Source organism: Streptomyces sp. NPDC102259, from assembly GCF_044766465.1.
Taxonomy (GTDB): Bacteria; Actinomycetota; Actinomycetes; order Streptomycetales; family Streptomycetaceae; genus Streptomyces.
Map to the genome: position 1 here is coordinate 276943 of NZ_JBIWMA010000003.1, position 19928 is coordinate 296870.

The window sequence follows — 19928 nt, forward strand, 5'->3', positions numbered from 1 at the left end:
CGGCCTCGTCGCGGGTCTGGTGCCTCTTTGGACCGGGCTGCTCGACGGGGCTGCGGCCGTCCTTCGGTCTTGAAGACCTCGCTCCCTGCAGGCTGTGCGCGAGGAGCACACCACGGTGCTGCCGGTCCGCTGACCGGTCCGGTGCGCCCCGCCTGACGCGGGGCGCACCGGCCGCTTCCCCGTCGAAGCGCGTGCTCACGGCTCCCGCAGCAGTGCGGTGACCTCGATACGGTCGATGCGACGCAGTGCCGAGCCCAGCGCGAGTGCGGAGAGGGCCACGACCAGGCCGGCCAGCAGGGCGAGAGCACCGAAGGGGACGGTGACCAGGGGCGGAGGAAGAGCGAAGAACAGGCCCAGGACACGGATGGAGAGCACACCGGCGCCAAGGCCCAGGGGTATGCCGATCAGCAGGCTGCCGGCCACGGCGACGATGCCCTCGACGACGGGGCCGGTCAGGGCCTGTCCGGCAGCTGCGCCGACCGTACGCAGGACGGCGAACTCCCTTCTGCGTTCGAGGATCAGGAAGGCGCCGAGCAGCCCGACCCCCAGCGCGGCGACCGCCCCGGACGAGACGGCCTCGATACGGCTCAGACCGTCGAGGTTGAGCGCGGTCAGCCCGCGCTGCTGCTGCCGGACGCGTTCGGTGAGCGTGGAGACGGTGTAGCCCGCGGGTCTGCCCTCCTGCCGCATCCGGTCGGCGACCGCGCCGGGGCTGAATCCCGGGGCCACGGCCGCGAGATAGAAGTCCGGTGGAGGCAGCGGGGCGGGGACTTCGGAGACGCTCATGACCATCTCGGAGAGGGGGTCGGTGGGCGGGAAGGCACGGTAGACGCCGACCACGTGCAGGTCGAGCTTCTGGGACAGGTCGAGGTCGTCCGGGAAGACGGTGACGGGGATGGTGTCGCCGGGGGCCACGCCGAAGTCCTGGGCGATCTCCTGGGAGACGAGTACCCCGTTCGCCCGGCGGGCCAGGGTGTCGAGCCCTCCGCCCCGGGTGATCTGCGGCGCGGTGACGGCCGCGGAGCGGTACGAGCCGGGATCCACGGCCATGATCGTCTTACGGTCGCTGCCCGCGCGGGCCGGAACGGCGCGGATCGGTGTCATCGCCCGTACTCCCGGCCCTCCGTCGGGCGGCGGCTGTGTCACCTCGGTGGCGGGTGTGAACCGTAGATCGGCGCCGAACGATGCCTGGGCGTCCCGGTGCGCGGCCGTGCGGTAGGTGGCTGCGAAGGTCGCCGTCTGCGCGGCGAACGCCACCGCGAGCACTCCGAGGGTCAACGCCACGGCCGTACGGGACGGTCGGCGGCCCAGCCAGCGCAGCATGGTCCCCGGCCAGGTGGTCAGCGGCCGGGGCCGGTCGGGCCTGCTCCACCGGGCGAGCAGCGCCAGCAGACCGCGTACGGCGAGCAGGGCCGTGCCGAGCCAGAGCAGCAGCGGTGCGAGCAGTACGTAGAAGGTCAGAGCCAGGGCCGGCCCCTGGACCGGGACCGGCTTCAGCCCGCCCGAGGCGAAGTTGCCGGCCAGGATGCCCAGCCCGACGACGACAGCTACGGCGTCCAGATGGGCCCGGCGCCACAGCGGGGGCCGTGGCGGCGGGAGCAGGCGCCGGTCGACGACCACCGCGGCCTTGCGTCCGGCCCTCACGAGCGGGATGAGGCGGGCGGCGGTCACCGACGTGCCGACGAGGACCGCCAGTACGACGGCGACGGTCAGCGAGCCTGCCGGAATGTCGCGCCACACGGCGTGGCCGACGACGCCGGACACCGCGGCGCCCGCTGCCACGAGACCGATGACGGTCCCGGCGGAACCCGCGAGCGCCCCCTGCTCGACGGCCAGCCGCACGAGGTGGGAGTCGGACGCGCCCCGCAGCCGCAGCAGTGCGTCTTCTCTGCGGTGGGCCTCGGCCAGTGCGGAGGCGGCGGCCAGGCCCAGGGCTGCCGACACCAGCACTCCGGGGATGCCGAGGAGGAAGAAGAGGGACCTCGCGTTGGTGGCGTCGGTGCCCGCTTCGAGGAGTGGTTCGGCCGCGTTGTCGGCGACGAGGACGTCACCGGGTGCGCGGCGCTCGAGCGTCCGGCGCAGGGTGCCCGACCACCGCTCGGCGGCGGACGGGTCGGCGGGATAGGTGCCGTGGTCGACGGCGACATGCGATTCCAGGCTCACCGGCGGCAGTTCGGACAGCCCCGGGTTGGTGATGGAGGTGGCGGGCCCCAGCGCGTGGCGGACGGCGGGCAGGACCGTCCGCCGGAAGGTCGCGTAGTCCACGACGATCGCCCGTGGCACCTGGGCGATGTCGCCCTGGACGTCCCCGGCGGGGATGGCGTACCAGGTCGTGGCATCCCGCAGGTCGGCCCGGCCCGCGACCGGCACGGACAGCCCGAGCGGCTTGTAGTCGCCGCGCAGGTCGACGGTGACCCGCCGCGCCCCGGAGAAGCCGGGTGAAGCGGCCACGGCGTCGTTGAGCAGCACCCCGGCCCGCAGGTCGCCGTACGCGTGCACCCACGAATGGTGCGCCAGGTATGCAGGGTCGACGGCGAACAGCCGCGCGCTCACCCGGGCCTGCGAGCCGGGCGCGGACACCACGACGTCGGCGGAGGCGAAGACGTCGGCCTGTTTCACCCCGGGCACGCTTCGCAGCTGCTGCCCGAGCCGTACGGGGTCGCTGTCCAGGGTCGTGGCGAGGGCGCGCATCTCCACCTGGACCGGCTGAAGCGCGACCCTGGTCATGGCGCGGGAGGCGTCGTCGACGTACAGGAGAGTCGCGGCCAGCGTGGCCACGGGGAGCGCCACGGCCAGTGCTGCCAGCAGCAGTCGCAGCGGCGCGCGGCGCGCGATCTGCAGGACGAGCCAGAACATGCCGCTCACTCCTCGGGCGACTCGTGTACGGGGGTGTCGAGCCGCCCCGAGTGGAGACGGGCGATCACATCGGCGTGCCGGGCGACCTGCGGGTCGTGGGTCACCAGCACCACCGCGGCGCCGCGTTCCCGGGCCGCCTCCAGCAGCAGGCGGACCACGGACGCGGCGGTCGCCGAGTCGAGGCTGCCGGTCGGCTCGTCGGCGAGGATCAGGGCCGGTCCGTTCACCAGTGCCCGAGCGATGGCCACGCGCTGCTGCTGGCCGCCGGAGAGCTGGTCGGGCAGTTTGGCGCCCTGGTCCGCCAGGCCGACGAGGGCGAGGGCCTCGGCGACCCGAGTCCGCCGGGCGCCCGGCGCCACACCGTCGAGCAGCAGCGGAACCTCGATGTTCTCGGCGGCCGTCGCCTGCGGCAGCAGGCCCAGCCCCTGGACGACGAACCCGCAGGTGCGCCGTCGGAAGCGGGCCCGCTCACTCCCGTGCAGCGTCTGCCAGTCCGTACCGGCGACACACGCACGGCCCTGGTACCCGGTGTCGAGGCCGCCGAGGATGTGGAGCAGGGAGGTCTTGCCCGCCCCGCTGGGACCGGTCACGGCCACCACCTCGCCGGCCGACACGGTCAGCGACACCTGGTCAAGGCTCTTCAGCTCGCGCCGCCCGTCGCGATGGACGCGGGTCACCCGCTCGGCGCGCACCGCCGGGCCTTCGGGCGCCGGGTCACTCGATGACGATTCCATCGCGCATCCTCAGACGTAGGTCCGCTCGTTCCGTGACGGACGGATTGTGCGTGACTGTCAGAATCGCCGTGCCCTCGTCGTCCCGTACGCGAGCCAGGATGTCGAGGACACCGGTGGCGGTCCGCGCGTCCAGCTCGCCGGTGATCTCGTCGGCGAGGAGGACGGTGGGCCGGGCCGCGAGGGCGACGGCGATCGCCACCCGCTGCGCTTCGCCACCGGAGAGCTGCCCCACCGGCGCTCGCGCGCGGTCGGACAGGCCAAGGCCGTCGAGCAGCTCGCGTACGCGACTGCGTATGTGAGGAGCGGACCGCCCGTCCAGGCGCAGCGGGAGGGCGATATTGCCCCCCACGTCGAGCAGGGGGTGGAGATTGTCGCGCTGCAGCACCATGCCGATGCGGCGTCGGCGTCGCCGGGCGCGTTCCGCGGGCGGCAGGCGGGTGATGTCCTCGCCGTCGATGACGACGCGGCCACCGCTCGGTTCGAGCAGGCCGCCCAGGACATGGACCAGGGTGCTCTTGCCGCTGCCGGATGGGCCCATCAGGCTGGTCCAGGTGCCCTCGGGCAGCGCGATCTCCGCTCCCCGCAGGGCCACGGTCTCCAGGTCGCGCTCGCGGTAGATGACGTAGAGCCCCTCGGCTTCGACAGCCGCCGCGGTGGACATCAGCCGCGCCTCTCGGTGAGTGCGATGTGTTCGGGGTGGCCGCTGCGGACCCGGTCGGCCAGCACCAGGCCGACGCCCGGTGCGTACGACTTGTGGTCGGCCTTGTCGGGGTTGAGCGGGTCGGTGTCGTCCGTCACGACGACGTTCGTGAACCGCCCCACCGGCACCTTGACCGTGGCCGTCGTACGCAGCACCTTCGCCATGTCCTCGGCCTCGCCGGGCCGGTACTCCTGGCGGTAGCTGTCACCGGGCGTGGGGTGCGCCTTCATGACGACGCCCGGCTGAGCGGTGTCCACGCCGGCCTCCCACGAGCCCTTGGTGCTGGTGAGGTTGCCGTTGGTGTACTCGCCGGTGGCCTCGCCGAAGTACCAGACATCGCCGACGGCGGACTGCGCGTACCAGTCGGTGGTCTTCTCCACCAGGGCCCCGTTGCTCGTCACGGTGTCCCGGACGACCGTGCAGCGCACGCCCAGGATGACGCGCGTCTCCTTGGTGATGACCACCTCGTCGCGCTGGGGGCGTCCGTCGCGGGTCCCCTCGTAGACCAGCGTGGTGCCGACCGGGAGCGGGAGGTACCGGTTGGTGACGCGGTTGCTGAACTTCGCCGGATCGATCACGGGGTGGTACGCCCGGTCGCGTGGTGCGGTCGATGACGGTGGGGACGGGGGCGACGGGGCCGGAGCGGGGCCGGACGTGGTGTCCGAGCCGCCGGACGGGCCGGCACCGGAACCGCAGGCACCGACGGCGACGCCGGAGCCGATCAGGACGCCGATCATGGTCAGCAGGGTGGGTTTGCGGGTCATGGCTCCTCCCCAGGGCCTGGTGAACCCACAGCGTGTGCGGCCCCGGGTAAGCGCCCCTTAAGAGAAGGCCCGTTCGGGAGGGGGCGGCCGTCTCTTGCCGCTCTCTTACCGGGGCGAAGTAAAGTCAACGCACAGTAGTCAGGGGAGGTGTCGTCATGACAGCTCGCCAGTCGGCCCGGGTTCTCGTCGTGGAGGACGAGACCGCGCTCGCCGAGGCTCTGGCCGAGGGCCTGCACCAGGACGGATTCGCCGTGGAGACGGTGGAGGACGGCCTGCTCGCCTGGGACCGGCTGCTGCACCGGACGTACGATTTGATCCTGCTCGACCTGATGCTGCCGGGGCTGGGCGGCCTGCCGCTGTGCGCCCGGCTGCGTGACACGGGCGTGGCGACCCCCGTCCTGGTCCTGACCGCCCGCAGCGCCGAACCCGACCAGCTCCGCGCCTTCGACACGGGCGCCGACGACTTCCTGGCCAAGCCCTTCTCCTACCAGGTGCTGCTCGCGAGGGTGCGGGCGCTGATCCGTCGTACGACGAAGGCCGACGCCCGGATCCTCACAGCCGGTGACCTCGTACTCGACCGGGGCGCCCGCAGCTGCCGCCGTGCCGGGACCGAAATCGAGCTGACCCCCCGGGAGTTCGCCCTTCTGGAACTGCTCATGGCCCGGGTCGGGCAGGTGGTCAGCCGGCGATCGGCCCTGGACGAGGTGTGGGACTTCGCGCTGGAGGAGGAGTCGAAGGTGCTCGATGTCTACATCGGTTACCTGCGGCGGAAGGTCGACCTGCCGTTCTCGCGGCACGCGGTGCAGACCGTGCGCGGTGTCGGCTACCGGCTCGATGCCGGCGGCGGATAGGGCCGGGGGAGTTGTCCGTCGTGGCCGGCCGCATCGCTGACGGAGCGTCGCGGCCACAGGGGCGGCCGGGGTGGTGGGGGCGGCTGCTGCGACGCCGGCCGAGCGGCATTCGTGTGCGCCTGACGCTGCTTGCCGTCCTGGTGGTCGGAGCCGGTCTGGTGCTCGCCTCGGTCGTCGTGCTCGCCCTCGTCAGGAACGACCTCACCGGCAATGCCCGCTCGGCGGCCACGGAGCGGGCACAGGACACGGCGTCCCAGCTGACGTCCGGTGCACTGCCGGTGCTGCCCGGCACCAACGAGGACCGTCCGGTCCTGCAGATCGTCGACCAGCACGGAACCGTGCTCGCCGCCAGCCCCGAACTGCGCGGCCGGGGCCCCCTGCTGCCGCAACGCCCGACGGATCACGCCGTCGGAAGCCGACTGCGCCGGCTGCCGATCGGTGACGGCGCTCCTTACTGGGCGGTGGGTGTGCCGGCCCACCTCGCCGGCCGCCCGGTGGCCGTCTACGCGGCCGCCTCACTCGAACCTGTCGGAGAAGGCGTGGACGCCGCGCTCTCCGCACTCCTGGTCGCGAGTCCGGTGATCCTGGTCGTCGCCGGAGCAACGGCCTGGCTGCTGGTCGGGCGGGCGCTGCGGCCGGTCGAGGCCATGCGCCGCCAGGTCGCGGAGATCACCTCCAGCGAACTGGACCTGCGCGTACCCGAGCCGCCCGGTACGGACGAGATCGGGCGGCTCGCAAGGACGATGAACGCCATGCTGGATCGGCTGCAGCAGGCAGGCGAGCGACAGCGCCAGTTCGTCAGCGACGCCTCGCACGAACTGCGCAGCCCGCTCGCGGTGCTGCGGACGCGTACCGAAGTAGGGCTGGCCCACCCGGCGGCCACCGAGTGGCCGGTCCTTGCCCGTGACGTGCACAGAGAGGTGGGACGACTGGATCAACTCGTCGAGGAACTACTGGAGTTGTCGCGGTCGGGCAACGGTAACGGCGCTGCTCCCGCCTCGTCGGTGGACCTCGACGAGCTGTTGCTGACGGAGGTGGAGGCGATCCGCGCCCGCGGTCGAGTGGACGTCGACCTGTCAGGGCTGTCGCCGGTCCGCGTCCAGGGCCACCCGCAGCAGCTGCGGGCTGTCGTACGCAACCTGCTCGACAACGCGGAACGGCACGCGCACGCCAGGATCGCCGTACGCCTGTTCCCCGTCGGGGACGGGAGTGGGCGCGGGTACGGGAACGTCGGCCGAGCCGAGGCGGGCCCGGCGGCCGAGCTGGTCGTGGCCGACGACGGTCCGGGGATCGACCCCACCCACCGCGAGCAGGTCTTCGACCGGTTCTTCCGCGTCCAGTCCGCCCGCGACCGGAACTCCGGCGGCGTCGGGTTGGGCCTTGCGATCGTCCAGGACGTGGTCACCTCTCACGGCGGCCGCGTGTGGGTCGCCGATTCTCCGACCGGCGCCGAGTTCCACGTGCGGCTGCCCGTGATGCCTTCGTGACTCATCGGTGTGGAGCCGCCCAGCCGATGCTGCTGGTGCGGCTCCGTGAGCGATGCGTGCGGCTCAGCCGTTCGGTCCTGCCGGGGTCGTGGTGGTCTTGAAGCCCTCGGTCTTGTTGGCCTGGAGGGCGAAGTCGTTGGTGAACGTCTTGCCGAGATCGACCGACCCCTTCACATTGCCCACCAGCTTCTCCGTCGCCAGGGAGGTCTTCGGACCGCCGGCCGGCATGAGGCCGTCGGGGAGGAACTGACCCTTGTCCTCGGTCAGGGCCGCGATGTAGTCGGCCTTGGTCACCAACTGGTTCGACACGTACGACGCGGGCAGCTTGTTCGCGATGTCGGCCGCACTGTGGGTGTTGATCCAGTGCATGGTGGCGACGAGCGCGTCGACGACCTTCTGCACGGTGTCCTTGTGCGAGTTCACCCAGTCGGTGCGGGCGAGCACACTGGCCGCGGGAAAGGCGCCGCCCATCGCCGCCGTGGCACCCTGCGTGGTGGCCAGGTCGATGGCGGAAGTACCGACGCCCTTCTTCTGGATCGCGGCGACCGTCGGCTGCGTCGTCATCACGCAGTCGACCTTCCCGTTCTGCAGCGCGGCGATGGCGGTGGATCCCGCACCGACTCCGATCCGGTGGAACTCGCTGGTCTTTACGCCCTTCTTGGCGGCCAGGAACTGGGTGAGGGTGTCGGTGCCCGACCCCAGGTCGGTGACACCGAGGGTCTTGCCCTTGAAGTCGGCGCCCGAGGTGACGCCCGACTTCTTGGTGCACATCTCGCGCTCGCCCGGCGCGCCGGACAGCTGGACGACGTCCTCGACGGCCTTGCCCTTGGCCTGGAACTCGATGGTGTGGTTGTACCAGGCGCCCGCCATGTCGACCTGTCCCGAGGCCATGGCCTCCTCGGCGCCGACACCGCCGTCCTGCTCGGTGCTGAGCTCGACGTTGACGCCGTACTTCTTGTAGAAGCCCAGCTGCTGCGCCAGCTGGTACGGAAGGTAGATCTGCTTGTCGAGTCCGCCGGCCATGAGCTTCACGGTCGGAGTGGAGCCCGAAGTGCCGGTCGAGGCCGAGGAGTTGCCGGAACAGGCGCTGACGGCGCCGAGGGCGAGAACGGTGAGGACGGACGCGGCGACGGCGGCGGGTCGTCTGGACATGGCTGATCACATTCCTTTGCTGAGGGTGTTGGGTGAAGGAGGGGGAAGGGCGGGGAGGTCAGATGGTGTTGGCGGCCTCGGACGGGGCCGGCGGCCGCCAGGACAGCAGCCGGCGTTCGAGCTTGCCGATCAGCCACTCGGCGCCGAGCACGATGACCGAGATGACGAGCATCGTGGCGAACACGCCGTTGGGGTCGAAGTTGTTCTGCGCGGTCTTGATGACCAGGCCAAGGCCGCTCTGCGCGCCGAGCACCTCGCCGACGAGCGCACCGACGATGGCGAAACCGAAGGCGCTGTGCAGGCTGGCGATGATCCACGTGAGTGCGGAGGGCACGGTGACGTGCCGGATCGTCTGCCACTGCGAGGCGCCGAGGACCTTGGTGTTGGCGAGGATGTTTCGGTCGACCTCGCGGACGCCCTGGAAGGCGTTGAAGAAGACGATGAAGAACACCAGCACGGCGGCGAGCAGGATCTTCGGCAGCACACCGATGCCGAACGCGACGATGAAGATCGAGCCGAGGACGATACGCGGGATCGCGTTGACCATCTTGATGTAGGGGCCGAGCACGTCGGCGAGGAAACGGCTCTGGCCGAGCGCGACGCCGACGACCACTCCCGTGACGGCTCCGAGGGCGAAGCCGGCGAGCGCCTCCTGGATGGTGGTCCAGATGTTGGCGTAGAAGGACCCGAACTCGGTACCGTGCCGGAAGAGGTCGACGAGCCGTTGGGCGATGCCGGACGGCTGCCCGAAGAAGAACTTGTCGACGATCCCCCACGCGGTGAATGCCTGCCAGCCACCGAGGACGAAAGCCGCGAGACCGACGCGCCCCGCCCACACCAGCGCGGTGCGCCGCCGGACGGCGCTCCTGGCGGCGGCCGCGGCCGAGACGGGTGAGCCGTCCTTGACCGGGGCCGTGGAGACGGTGGACGTCGTACTCATGCCGTACCTCCTGCGGTGCGTGCGTAGGCGCGCTCCACCTCCTCGCGCAGCGAGTCCCAGATCTGGTGCTGAAGTTCGATGAACCGCGGCTGGAAACGGATCTCCTGGACCGAGCCGCGCGGACGGGGCAGGTCGATGTCGAAGACCGCCTTGACCGAGCCGGGGCTGGACGTCATCACGACGACCCGGTCGGCGAGCGCCACTGCCTCGTCGAGGTCGTGGGTGATGAAGATGACCGACGGGCGGATCTGCTCCCACAGACCGAGCAGTTCGGTCGACATGATCGCCTTGGTCTGCACGTCCAGGGCGCCGAACGGCTCGTCCATGATCAGGATCCGGGGTTCGTTGATCAGTGCCGCGGCCATCGCCACGCGCTTGCGCATGCCGCCGGAGAGCTGGTGCGGGTAGCGGTCCTCGAACCCCGTCAGACCCACCCGGCGCAGCCAGTCACGGGCCGAGGCCTGGGCCTGCTGCTTGGGCACCCTGCGGAAGACCGGGCCCATCAACACGTTGCCGAGGACCGTCTTCCAGGGCAGCAGCGCGTCACTCTGGAACATGAAGCTGACGCCGTCGGTGACGCCGTTCACCTCACGGCCACCGACCTTGACCGAGCCCTCGCTGGGCCGGTCGAGCCCGGACACCATGCTCAGCGTCGTCGACTTGCCGCAGCCGGTCGGGCCCACCACCGCGCAGAACTGGCCGGGCTCCACGGTGAACGAGACGTCCCGCAGCGCCGTGAACACTCCACCCGCGGGGGTCAGAAACCGTTTGGTGAGTCCTGAGATCTCGACTCGTGCGCTGTCCCGGCCGGTCGTCCCGGCACCTGGGCTCGTCGCAACATCGTTTCGCGAAGCCATCTGAGGCTGTCTCCTTCCTGACCTCGGAGGTCGAGGAAGGCAGACGCTAGATGCCGGCGGGTGTTACGTCGCTGTTTCATCCGTATCTCGCGTTAGCCGTGTTAGCCATGCTTTTGCTCGTTCTGCTCAGCAGGGCGGGGGTGGGCAGAAGGCCGGTGACGGGGGCACAATCACGCCACCACGGGTACGGCGCAGGGGCCGCGCCCGGCAGCCGTACGACAGGCAAGAGACACCCGTGACACGCATCCGTATCCCGATCGGCCGCGGTGGGAAGGGGCGGCTCTCCGCGCGGATTCTGGCCAACCAGTTGGCCATCCTGGCGCTGACCGGGCTGATCGGTTTCGTGCTGTTCGCCTTCGCGCAGCGAGGTGAGATCGACCGTGCCTATGAGAAGCGGGCCCTGGCCATCGCCGAGACCACGGCCGCCGAACCGCGGATCCGCCACGCCATGCAGTACGGGGGCGGCGGCGACGTGGTGCAGACGGTCGCCGAGCGGATCCGCAAGGCGTCGGGCGCGTCGTACGTGGTCGTGCTCGACCTGCGCGGTATCCGCCACTCGCACCCCGACCCGGCGCTGGTCGGTGAACCGACGGGGGACCGGATCGTGGTGCTGGACGGCGGGACGCACGTCGGCACCGACCAGGGCGCGACGGGGCGCTCCGCCAACGGCAAGGCCCCGCTGTACGGGCCCACCGGCAAGCTGGTCGGCGAGGTGTCCGCAGGGATCCCCGAGCACTACGTGCTGGGTGAGCTCTGGCGTGAGCTGCCCACCTTCGGCCTGTACTCCGCCATCGCCGTCGCGCTCGGCTCGACGGCCGCGTTCCTGCTGGCCGGCCGGCTCAAGCGGACGACGTTCGGGCTGGAGCTGGAGGAGATCGCCGGGCTGTTGCAGGACCGGGAGGCGATGCTGCACGGAATTCGTGAGGGAGTCGTCGCCTTCGACCCGGACGGCCGCATCACGCTGGTCAACGACGAGGCCCGCGACCTGCTCGGACTCGGCACCGCGCTCGGCAGCACGCTGGCGGAGGTCCTGCCCGACGGGCGGCTGCGCCGAGCCCTGGACGGCACCCTGACGGGCGGCGACATCAGCGTGCTCACCGACGACCACTGCCTGGTCGTCAACCGGATGCCGGTCGCCTTGCACGGACGGGAACTGGGCGCCGTGGTCACCGTGCGCGACCGCACCGAGCTCATCGGTCTGCTGCGCGAGCTGGACTCGGTGCGCGGGCTGACGGACGCGCTGCGCGCCCAGCAGCACGAGTTCACCAACCGTATGCACACGGTGGCCGGGCTGCTGGACATCGGCGACCACGACGCCGCCTACGAGTTCGCCGTCGACACGGCCGGTGCCGAGCAGGGGCTGACCGAGTCCGTACGGGAACGGATCGGCAACCCGCTGCTCGTGGGACTGATCGTCGCCAAGACCACGGTGGCCGCGGAACGCGGCGTACGGATCGTGCTCAGCGAGGACTCCGCCCTCGGCGAGGACCCGCCGCATCTGCCCAGGCTGCTGACCATCGTCGGCAACCTGCTGGACAACGCGATCGACGCGTCCGCGACCGGAGCGGCGCCCTCGGGCGGTGCCGAGGTCTGTCTGTCGCTGATCGAGGCCGTCGACGCGGTGCGGGTGGAGGTGGCCGACACCGGCCCCGGCATCCCGCCGGACACCGCCGAGTCCATCTTCGAGGACGGCTGGTCGACCCGTCCGGACCGCGGCACCGCCCGGCGCGGCCTCGGCCTCGCCCTCGTCCACCGGCTGGTGCAGCGGCACGGCGGCACGATCGCCGTCAGTGAAGGGCCCGGCGCCGTCTTCACCGTGATGCTGCCGGTGCCCGATGCCACTCCAGGCCCCCGGGGCGCCCTGTTCACGACGGCCTCGCCGGTCTTGGACGGCGTGGCGGGAGGTGATCGCTGGTGATCCGGACCCTGGTGGTGGACGACGACTTCCGGGTGAGCGGCATCCACTGCGACTACGTGTCCCGCGTCCGGGGCTTCGAGGTGGTCGGTCAGGCGGCGACGGTGGCCGAGGCGCTGGCCGCGGTGCGCGACCTCCACCCCGACCTACTGCTGCTCGACATCTTCCTGCCGGACGGCAGCGGACTGGACGTGCTGCGCCGGCTCAGCGGCGACGAGGGCGGCAATCGCCCCGACGCCATCATGATCACCGCCGACCGGGACATCACCTCGGTACGGATCGCGATGAAGCTCGGCGCCGTCGGCTACCTGGTCAAGCCCTTCGGCGCGCCCGACCTCGCCGAGCGGCTCACCGCCTACCGGGAGCTCCAGCACCGTATGGACGCCCTGGGTACGGTCCCCGAGACCGACCAGGCCGACGTGGACGCCCTGTTCAGCGCCGCCCGGCCGCCGGCCGTGCCGCGCGTCCCTGCGAAGGGTCACTCCGCGCCGACGCTTGCCCTGCTGCACCAGACCCTGCGCGGCGCGCACGACGCCCTGTCGGCCGCGGAGGCCGCCGAACGCACCGGAGTCTCCCGCGCCACGGCTCAGCGTTATCTCTCCTACCTGGTCAAGGAGGGCATGGTCCGCCTCGAACTTCGCTACGGGGCCACCGGCCGCCCCGAGCACCTGTACCGCATCACGCACTGAGCGCAGTTCACGGTGACGCAGGGCAGGGCGGGTGCCGACGAGCCGCTGTCCGCACGACCCGGCTCGCGGCCGTCTTCTGCAGCAGCCCGTAGGCGAGCACGGGCAGGAGCAGGTGTGGTTTGTCGGGCAGCGTGGTGGTGATCAGGACCGCGCTCGCGCTGCTGTTGTTCATCCCGCAGGCGAGGGTCAGCGAGGAGGAGGCGGGGGCGTCCAGGCGCAGGAGCCGAGCGGCGGTCCGGCCCAGCATGAAGGACAGCAGGCAGACGAGCGCGGCCACGACCAGTGCGGCGCCGAACAGCAGCGGGCGCGGATGCGCGAGGAAGGAGCCCAGGGCGCCACTGGCGTTGACATAGGTCAGGACGAGCGATCCGAGCAGCGCGACGGGCACGATCACGCGCAGGGCCCGGCTGAGCCACCCCGTCGGCAGCGCGAGTCGGAACAGGATGCCGAACGCACAGGGGAGGACCACGGTGACGAGGGCGAAGCCGCCCTGGGCCGTGTGGCCGGTCGTTGCCAGTGTGTCCGCGTAGCCGCCGTCGAGGAGCGGCACCAGGGTGGTGATGATCAGCGGGATGGTGAGCGGGCTGAGGAGGGTGGAGGCGAGGACGAGCCCCACCATGGCGGGTTGGTCGCCGTCACCCTTGCCGGTCCAGACGGTGGCTCCGGCGGCCACCGGCATCGCCACGATCAGGATCATCGAGGTGATCAGTCCGCTGCCGCCGTCGCTGTCCGGGGTGCGGTGCAGTCCGAACGCGACGACGGGGATGACCAGGAGCGGGATCACGAGGTGGAGGACCATTCCGGCCAGCAGGGTGGTCGGCTTGCGGAGCAGGCGGCCCAGTTCGCGGACGGGTACCTGGAGTCCGGCGGAGAAGAGCACCAGGGACAGCAGCAGCGGGGCGGTGCTCACAGGCAGGCCGGTCACGGTGCCGATCGGCACGGTGTGGTCCCGGCGCAGCCACAGGCCGGGGGCGGGCAGGACGAGGGCGGCGGCGTAGGACAGCACGACAGCCCGGCCGAGCCGACGGCGCAGCCAGGTCGTCACCGGGTCAGCAGACGGTGGGGAGGCAGTTGGACGGTTCAAGGCGGCCTTCTTCCAGGGCGGCGGAGGGGACGGGGCGTAACGCCGCTATGCAGGAGCCGTGATCACGAGTCGTCATGTCACTCATAGTGCTCGGGTGAGGCGGATGGGGCAGCCGATGACGCACGGCGGTCAGGATGCGTTCAGGTATCCCATGGCACGGTCCGGCCTCATGACATACGAGACCTCCCAGACGCCCACGCCCTCGGCGGCCGACATCCAGGTCTCGCCCTCCGACCGCCGACCGGACTGGAACAAGGTGCCCCGAGTCACCGTCTGCTTCTGGGTCATCAAGGTGCTGTGCACGACGGTCGGTGAGACCGCGGCCGACCTGCTCGACGAGAAGGCCGGTCTCGGTCTGACCGGTGTGTCGGTGCTGATGAGCGCCCTGCTGGCGGTCGTCCTGGTCGTGCAGTTCCGCACCGGCGCCTACCGCGCCGGGGTGTACTGGCCCGCAGTCGCCCTGATCGGCGTCGTCGGCACGCTGATCAGCGACAACCTCACCGACAACATGGGCGTACCGCTGGAGACCGGCACGACCGTCTTCGCGGTGATCCTCGCGATCGTCTTCCTGGTCTGGTACCGGTGTGAATGGACGCTGTCCATTCACCACATCGACACCACCGGACGGGAGTCCTTCTACTGGCTCGCCGTCCTGTTCACCTTCGCACTCGGCACCGCGGCCGGCGACCTGGTCTCCGAGCGCATGGTCCTCGGCCACTGGCTCTCCGCGCTGCTGATCGCCCTGGTCATCGCCGCGGTCGCCCTCGCGCACTTCTCCCTCGGCCTGGACGAGGTGTGGAGTTTCTGGATCGTCTACCTCCTCACCCGTCCGCTCGGCGCGTCCGTCGGCGACTACCTCTCCCAACCCACCGGCGACGGCGGCCTGGGCATGGGAACCGTCGTCACCAGTGCGCTGTTCCTCACCGTCATCCTCGGTCTGGTCGTGCATCTGGCGGTGACCCGCAAGGACGTGGCGCAGTCGCGGTGCGCCGCCAGGCATGCGGCCTGAGCAGGGGCGCGGCCTGCGTTCAGGATGCGTTCAGGCTGGCGCTGTCAAGATCGGCTGCGGCGATCACTCTTCGAGGTCGCTCTGTTGCAAAGGGTGCTCGCCCCTCAGTCTCGGGGCGGGCGTTCTGCCGTACGACCGAATCGGAGCCCCCCACCGTGCAGCAACCGGAAGTGTTCACTGATCTCGACGTCGCGAGCGCGACCAAGTCGGTGATGAAGAAGCTGCCCGAGGTCACTCTGGCGTTCTGGATCATGAAGATCGCCGCGACCACCCTCGGTGAGACAGCGGGCGACCTCTTCGCCCAGACCCTGAAGCTCGGCTACTTCCTCACCACGATCGCCCTGTTCCTTCTGTTCGTGGTGACCTTGGTCGTCCAGCTGAGGTCCAGCCGCTACAACCCGTTCTTCTACTGGACCGTGATCCTGTCGACCAGCATGGCCGGCACCACGATGTCCGACTTCATGAACCGTGACGCGAGCACCAAGTACCTTTCCGGCGGCGCCACTTCGCTCGGCTGGGGACCTCAGGGTCTCGGCCTCGGCTATCCCACTGGGGCGGCGATCCTCATCTCGATCCTGCTGGTCATCTTCGCCGTCTGGAAGATGTCCGGGATGACCTTCCAGATCCGTGACATCGTCACCTTTCGCGGCGAGGCGCTGTTCTGGTCGGCGATCCTCGTCTCCAACACCCTCGGCACCTCCATGGGTGACTTCCTCTCCGACAGCTCCGGGCTCGGTTATGCCGGCGGCGCTCTGCTCGTGAGCGGGGCGCTCGCCGTGCTCGTCGCCCTGATGAGGGTGCCGGTGGTGCCGAACGTGCTGCTGTTCTGGATCGCCTTCGTGCTCACCCGCCCCCTGGGCGCCACCGCGGGTGACTTCCTGACCAAGCCGGTCGCCAAGGGCGGCCTGGACCTCGGCACCGCAGGGTCCTCGGCCGTGCTCCTGGGCATCCTGCTCGCTCTGGTGGCCTACGCGAAGGTCCAGGAACGCCGGACCACCGCACCGCGGCCGGCGGGACGGGAGCCGGTCACTCAGCGGGCCGACTGACAGCGGGCCGACCGAGTCCGGTCACCCGACAGGCAGGTCGACGTGGAAGCGTGCCCCGCAGGTGTGACCGCGATCGTGGGACACCTCGCCGCCGACGGCGCGGGCCAGGCGCCGTGCGAGCGGCAGTCCGAGACCCGCGCCGTCGTGCCCGTCGTCGGTGTCGGCGCGGCGGCCGGGCTGGAAGAGGTCGTCGGCGAACGACGGCGGCACACCGGGGCCGTCGTCGGTGACGTCGATACGCACGCTGCCGGTCAGCTGCCGCGCGGAGGCGGTCACCTCAGAGTGTGCGTAGCGGACCGCGTTGGTCAGCAGCGGGCTGACGATGCGTTCGAGGAGGGCGGGTGCGATGCCCGCCTGCACTCCTGGATCCCCCACGTCGACGAAGATCTTCACCTGCTCCGGTGCGTCGAGGCTCTCGACCAGTCGGTGCAGGACCGGCACGACGGAGGTGGTGCCAGGGGCCGTCGAGGCGTTCTGCGCTCTGTCCCGGGCGTCGTCGAGGAGCGTGTCGCAGATGGTGCGCATGGACTGAGCGGCCTCGGCGATCACCCGATGGGTTGCGCGGGTCTCGGCGGCGGTGCGCGGGCGCGCCTGCCACCAGTCGAGCTCGACGACGATCCGGGTGAGCGGGGTGCGCAGTTCGTGGGACAACTCCCCGGTCAGCTGCTGCTCGTGACGCAGCACGGTGCGGATGCGGTCCAGCAGTGCGTCCAACGAGGTGCCCAGACGGGCCAGTTCGGCCGGCTGGTCCTCGGCGCCGAAACGCTGGTCGGAGCCGACGGCGCTCCACTGGCCGGCCTGGTCGGTCATGGTGCGCACGGGGCGCAGCGCCCGTCCGACGGCCAGCCGCGTCAGCGCGTAGGTGCACGCGAGCATGACAGCGTCGGCGGTCGTTGACGGTCTCCGGGACCCGCACCCGGGGCCCGCTGGTGTCGATGGTCGTGGCGACGGCCGCGGCACGGTTGCGCAGCTGGTCGTCCGCCTGGTGCTGCAGGTGCCGGTCCATCGCGGTGTTGAACACGACGGTCAGCACGGTCATCAGCAGCGCGGCGGTGGTCAGTGCCACGAGGGAGAGCCGACCGCGCAGCGTGCGGGGCGCCAGATGGCGCGCGAGATGGTTCATGACAGGCGGTGTCCGATCCCGCGCGTCGTGGTGAGGCCGAGGCCGCTGCCGGCCTCGCGCAGCTTGCGGCGCAGCCGGCTCAGATACTGGTCGAGGGTGTTGTCACTGACCTGCGCGCCGTCCGGCCACGCGGCCCTGACCAGGTCGCGGCGGGACACGAGGGTGCCGCCCGCGGCCATGAGCGTGGCCAGCAGACGGAACTCCGTGGGAGACAGGTCGACGTGGACGTCACCGACGTGCGCGCTGTGCCGGGTCGCGTCCAGGACCAGGTCTCCGGCGGTGGCCACGGCCGCGGGCGCGGCTCGTTTGAGTGCGGCCCTCAGCCGGGCGGCGAGTTCGGCGAGATGGAACGGCTTGGGCAGGTAGTCGTCGGCTCCGGCGGAGAACCCGGACAGCCGGTCGGTGAGGTGATGGCGGGCCGTCAGGAAGATGATCGGGGCGGTGAACCCGCCCGCGCGCAGCGCCTGGCAGACGTCCCGGCCGTCCGCGTCGGGCAGCCCGACGTCCAGGACGGCCGCGGCGATGCCACCGGTGGCCAGTCGCAGGGCGGACGCCCCGTCCGGGGCGGGCACGGGGTCGAAGTCCTCGTCGCGCAGGCCGCGCAACAGGACGTCACGCAGGCCGTGATCGTCCTCAACGACCAGGATCTTGTGGCGCATGGCCCTCCGTTGGATTGTCCGGCGCATGGGGCGTCCCGGAGACGAACGCTGCGGGCAGCCACCGGGTCATCGCGTACAGGCACACGCCGAGCCATCCGGTGGCGAACAGCCAGCCTCCGATGACGTCGGTGAACCAGTGCACGCCGAGATAGACCCGGGACAGCCCCACCAGCACGCCCCAGCAGGCGATGACGATCCGGAGCGAGGTGGCGCCGCGCGGGGCGCGCAGCGAGAGGGCGACGATCAGTAGCCCGGCGGTCAGGGCCGCTGTGGTGGTGTGCCCCGAGGGGAACGCCCAACCGCCCGCGGACGCCGCCCAGTCGGCATGCGCCGGGCGCGGCCGCTGGACGAGCGCCATCACGCCGTAGCGCAGCGCCTGCCCGGTCCCCAGACAGGCAAGGCTCAGCGCGGCGGCCCACATCCGTTGCCGCACGCTTCGCCCCGCGATCATGCCCGCCAACAGCGCGAGGCCGTAGGGTACGGCGCCGCTGCCGGTGTCGGTCACCCCCCGGCCCAGCGCCTGGGCCACGTCGGGGCGGTGGCTGAGCGACCAGGTCAGGAAACCGTCGTCCGCCCACAGCGGAGCGCCGTTGTGGCCGGTCACCAACCTGGTGAGGACGCCGAATGCCACCCAGGCGCCGAGACCGACGGTCCCGGCCAGGTTGGCGGCGTCGCGCCGGTTCATGAGGCGGTAAGCAGCGGGCGCAGGCGTCCGGAGGTCAACCATCCGGCCACCGGTCGCGACCACCGCCGCAGAGCGAGCATCGAGCCCAGGGCGACGAGCCCGCCGACGATCACCCCGGCCACGACGTCGTGCGGATAGTGCGCGCCGACCCACACCCGCGAGACCGCCATCGCCAGGGCCGCCACGGCCGCGACCGCCCCCAGCCGACGCGTGACGAAGAGCAGGGCCACGGCAGCGGCGGCGGCGATCGCCGCGTGGTTGCTGGGGAAGGACCAGTCGCCGGGCGCCGGACACGTCTCCAGGGTCTTCACTCGCAGACTCTGGCACGGCCGGTCCTCGCGCACGGCGAGCTTCACCAGGGCATCCACGCCATACGCAACGACCACGACCACCGGTACGGCCAGCGCCCTCACCGCAGCCGCATCCCCACCCCGTCGAGCGAACCACCAGCCCACTACCGCGAGCATGGCGAACACCGCGAGCCCGTACGTCGACCAGAACGACACCGCTCCGTCCAGCCAGGCCAGCGCATGCCGGGCCAGACGCACCACATCCAGATACGCGGAGCCGTCTACAGACGACCCGTCGAAAGCCATGATCACCTGCGTCCCCCCTCGGGCCGGCCATCCCGCCGAGCCCTGTACACCTCGGCAGCCAGGGGGATCAGCGACACGAAAATGATCAACGCCACCAGCGGGAGCAGGTAACGGTCGACGTTCGGGATCGACGAGCCCAGCGCGTACCCCGCGAGGGTGAGTCCGAGGCTCCACACGAGCCCGCCGATGATCTGCCACAACGTGAACGTCCGCACCGGTACCTCCAGCGCGCCGGCCATCGGATTGAGTACGGTCCGCACCACCGGCACGAAACGGGCCAGCGCGATCGCCTTCGCATGTCCGTACCGCTCCAGCAGTTCCTCGGCGCGTTTCGCACCCTCGTGCAGACGCTGCGAGCGGCTACGGGCCAGCAGTGCCCCACCCGCCTTCCGGCCGAGCACATAGCCGCACTGTGCCCCGGCCAGGGCGCCTGCCGCCGCCGCGACCAGGAGCGGTCCCAGCGACAGGTGGACACTCGCCTCCGCCGAGCCCGTGCACAGCAGACCGGCTGTGAAGAGCAGCGAGTCGCCCGGCAGGAAGAAGCCGACCAGCAGCCCTGTCTCCGCGAACATCACCACCCCGACGCCGAGTACGCCGAACGCCGCCAGCAGCGAATGAGCGTCCAGCACGTTCACGGCCAGCTGTGACGCCGGATGCATCGGTGTGGTCATGGCGAGGATGCCTTTCCCGCAGACAGATTGTTCGTCCATCCGCGTGTACGTGGCCTGGATGGAACCGCACGCGCCGAGCCTACATCTACAACATGTAGTAGATGTTCTGT

18 protein-coding genes and 1 pseudogene are annotated in these 19928 nt (G+C 71.0%); 6 read left to right on the top strand and 13 right to left on the bottom strand.

Annotated features, from left to right (window positions below):
* Positions 1-195 precede the first annotated feature (195 nt).
* Genes ACIRPU_RS09955 through ACIRPU_RS09970 form a run of 4 tightly spaced genes read right to left on the bottom strand, consistent with a single transcriptional unit; the run spans position 196 to position 5054 of the window.
* Positions 196-2856, bottom strand: a complete 2661-nt coding sequence (locus ACIRPU_RS09955; protein ID WP_403864173.1) for an ABC transporter permease — start codon at positions 2854-2856, stop codon at positions 196-198.
* A 5-nt stretch (positions 2857-2861) separates the two neighbouring features.
* Positions 2862-3590: an ABC transporter ATP-binding protein gene (locus tag ACIRPU_RS09960; RefSeq protein WP_403864176.1), complete on the bottom strand. Its 729-nt coding sequence runs from the start codon at positions 3588-3590 to the stop codon at positions 2862-2864.
* Positions 3571-4251, bottom strand: a complete 681-nt coding sequence (locus ACIRPU_RS09965; protein ID WP_403864179.1) for an ABC transporter ATP-binding protein — start codon at positions 4249-4251, stop codon at positions 3571-3573. The genes ACIRPU_RS09960 and ACIRPU_RS09965 overlap by 20 nt, the downstream gene beginning before the upstream one ends.
* The gene (locus ACIRPU_RS09970; protein ID WP_403864182.1) at positions 4251-5054 is read right to left on the bottom strand and encodes a hypothetical protein; all 804 of its coding nucleotides are present in this window, start codon (positions 5052-5054) and stop codon (positions 4251-4253) included. The genes ACIRPU_RS09965 and ACIRPU_RS09970 overlap by 1 nt, the downstream gene beginning before the upstream one ends.
* A 155-nt stretch (positions 5055-5209) precedes the next feature.
* Here ACIRPU_RS09970 and ACIRPU_RS09975 point away from each other — a divergent pair, with 155 nt between their 5' ends.
* Both ACIRPU_RS09975 and ACIRPU_RS09980 read left to right on the top strand, forming a co-directional pair.
* On the top strand, positions 5210-5905 hold the full coding sequence (locus tag ACIRPU_RS09975) for a response regulator transcription factor (protein WP_403864185.1): 696 nt from the start codon (positions 5210-5212) through the stop codon (positions 5903-5905).
* 113 nt (positions 5906-6018) lie between these two features.
* Positions 6019-7392, top strand: coding sequence for a sensor histidine kinase (locus ACIRPU_RS09980; protein WP_403864188.1), 1374 nt, complete (start codon positions 6019-6021; stop codon positions 7390-7392).
* Positions 7393-7455: 63 nt separating this feature from the next.
* Here ACIRPU_RS09980 and ACIRPU_RS09985 read toward each other — a convergent pair whose 3' ends face one another.
* The 3 genes from ACIRPU_RS09985 to ACIRPU_RS09995 are packed head-to-tail and all read right to left on the bottom strand — an operon-like array spanning position 7456 to position 10341.
* Positions 7456-8544 carry an ABC transporter substrate-binding protein gene (locus ACIRPU_RS09985; protein ID WP_403864191.1) on the bottom strand — a complete coding sequence of 363 codons (1089 nt, stop codon included), beginning with the start codon at positions 8542-8544 and terminating at the stop codon, positions 7456-7458.
* A gap of 58 nt (positions 8545-8602) precedes the next feature.
* Positions 8603-9484 (bottom strand): ABC transporter permease, encoded by an 882-nt coding sequence (locus ACIRPU_RS09990; RefSeq protein WP_403864194.1) that lies wholly within the window; start codon positions 9482-9484, stop codon positions 8603-8605.
* Positions 9481-10341 (bottom strand): ABC transporter ATP-binding protein, encoded by an 861-nt coding sequence (locus tag ACIRPU_RS09995; protein ID WP_403864197.1) that lies wholly within the window; start codon positions 10339-10341, stop codon positions 9481-9483. The genes ACIRPU_RS09990 and ACIRPU_RS09995 overlap by 4 nt, the downstream gene beginning before the upstream one ends.
* Positions 10342-10576: 235 nt before the next feature.
* Here ACIRPU_RS09995 and ACIRPU_RS10000 point away from each other — a divergent pair, with 235 nt between their 5' ends.
* Together ACIRPU_RS10000 and ACIRPU_RS10005 are read left to right on the top strand one after the other, a co-directional pair.
* The gene (locus tag ACIRPU_RS10000; protein WP_403864199.1) at positions 10577-12259 is read left to right on the top strand and encodes an ATP-binding protein; all 1683 of its coding nucleotides are present in this window, start codon (positions 10577-10579) and stop codon (positions 12257-12259) included.
* Positions 12256-12945: a response regulator gene (locus tag ACIRPU_RS10005; RefSeq protein ID WP_403864202.1), complete on the top strand. Its 690-nt coding sequence runs from the start codon at positions 12256-12258 to the stop codon at positions 12943-12945. The genes ACIRPU_RS10000 and ACIRPU_RS10005 overlap by 4 nt, the downstream gene beginning before the upstream one ends.
* Before the next feature lie 7 nt (positions 12946-12952).
* On the opposite strand, the gene ACIRPU_RS10010 is transcribed toward ACIRPU_RS10005, so the two are convergent.
* Positions 12953-13990 carry a sodium-dependent transporter gene (locus ACIRPU_RS10010; protein ID WP_403864205.1) on the bottom strand — a complete coding sequence of 346 codons (1038 nt, stop codon included), beginning with the start codon at positions 13988-13990 and terminating at the stop codon, positions 12953-12955.
* A 208-nt stretch (positions 13991-14198) separates the two neighbouring features.
* Between ACIRPU_RS10010 and ACIRPU_RS10015 the strand changes: the two genes are divergently transcribed.
* Together ACIRPU_RS10015 and ACIRPU_RS10020 are read left to right on the top strand one after the other, a co-directional pair.
* On the top strand, positions 14199-15038 hold the full coding sequence (locus tag ACIRPU_RS10015) for a hypothetical protein (RefSeq protein WP_403864208.1): 840 nt from the start codon (positions 14199-14201) through the stop codon (positions 15036-15038).
* A gap of 155 nt (positions 15039-15193) precedes the next feature.
* Positions 15194-16084 (top strand): hypothetical protein, encoded by an 891-nt coding sequence (locus ACIRPU_RS10020; RefSeq protein WP_403864211.1) that lies wholly within the window; start codon positions 15194-15196, stop codon positions 16082-16084.
* A gap of 21 nt (positions 16085-16105) precedes the next feature.
* On the opposite strand, the pseudogene ACIRPU_RS10025 reads toward ACIRPU_RS10020, so the two are convergent.
* The 5 genes and pseudogenes from ACIRPU_RS10025 to ACIRPU_RS10045 all read right to left on the bottom strand — a co-directional run bounded on the left by ACIRPU_RS10025 (position 16106) and on the right by ACIRPU_RS10045 (position 19818).
* A pseudogene (locus ACIRPU_RS10025) lies at positions 16106-17207 on the bottom strand (sensor histidine kinase).
* On the bottom strand, positions 17204-17866 hold the full coding sequence (locus ACIRPU_RS10030) for a response regulator transcription factor (RefSeq protein ID WP_403864214.1): 663 nt from the start codon (positions 17864-17866) through the stop codon (positions 17204-17206). Before ACIRPU_RS10030 ends, ACIRPU_RS10025 begins: the two are co-directional and overlap by 4 nt.
* Positions 17841-18551, bottom strand: coding sequence for a phosphatase PAP2 family protein (locus ACIRPU_RS10035; protein WP_403864217.1), 711 nt, complete (start codon positions 18549-18551; stop codon positions 17841-17843). The genes ACIRPU_RS10030 and ACIRPU_RS10035 overlap by 26 nt, the downstream gene beginning before the upstream one ends.
* Positions 18548-19153 carry a phosphatase PAP2 family protein gene (locus tag ACIRPU_RS10040; protein ID WP_403864220.1) on the bottom strand — a complete coding sequence of 202 codons (606 nt, stop codon included), beginning with the start codon at positions 19151-19153 and terminating at the stop codon, positions 18548-18550. Before ACIRPU_RS10040 ends, ACIRPU_RS10035 begins: the two co-directional genes overlap by 4 nt.
* Positions 19150-19818, bottom strand: coding sequence for a DedA family protein (locus ACIRPU_RS10045; RefSeq protein WP_403864223.1), 669 nt, complete (start codon positions 19816-19818; stop codon positions 19150-19152). Before ACIRPU_RS10045 ends, ACIRPU_RS10040 begins: the two co-directional genes overlap by 4 nt.
* Positions 19819-19928 lie beyond the last annotated feature (110 nt).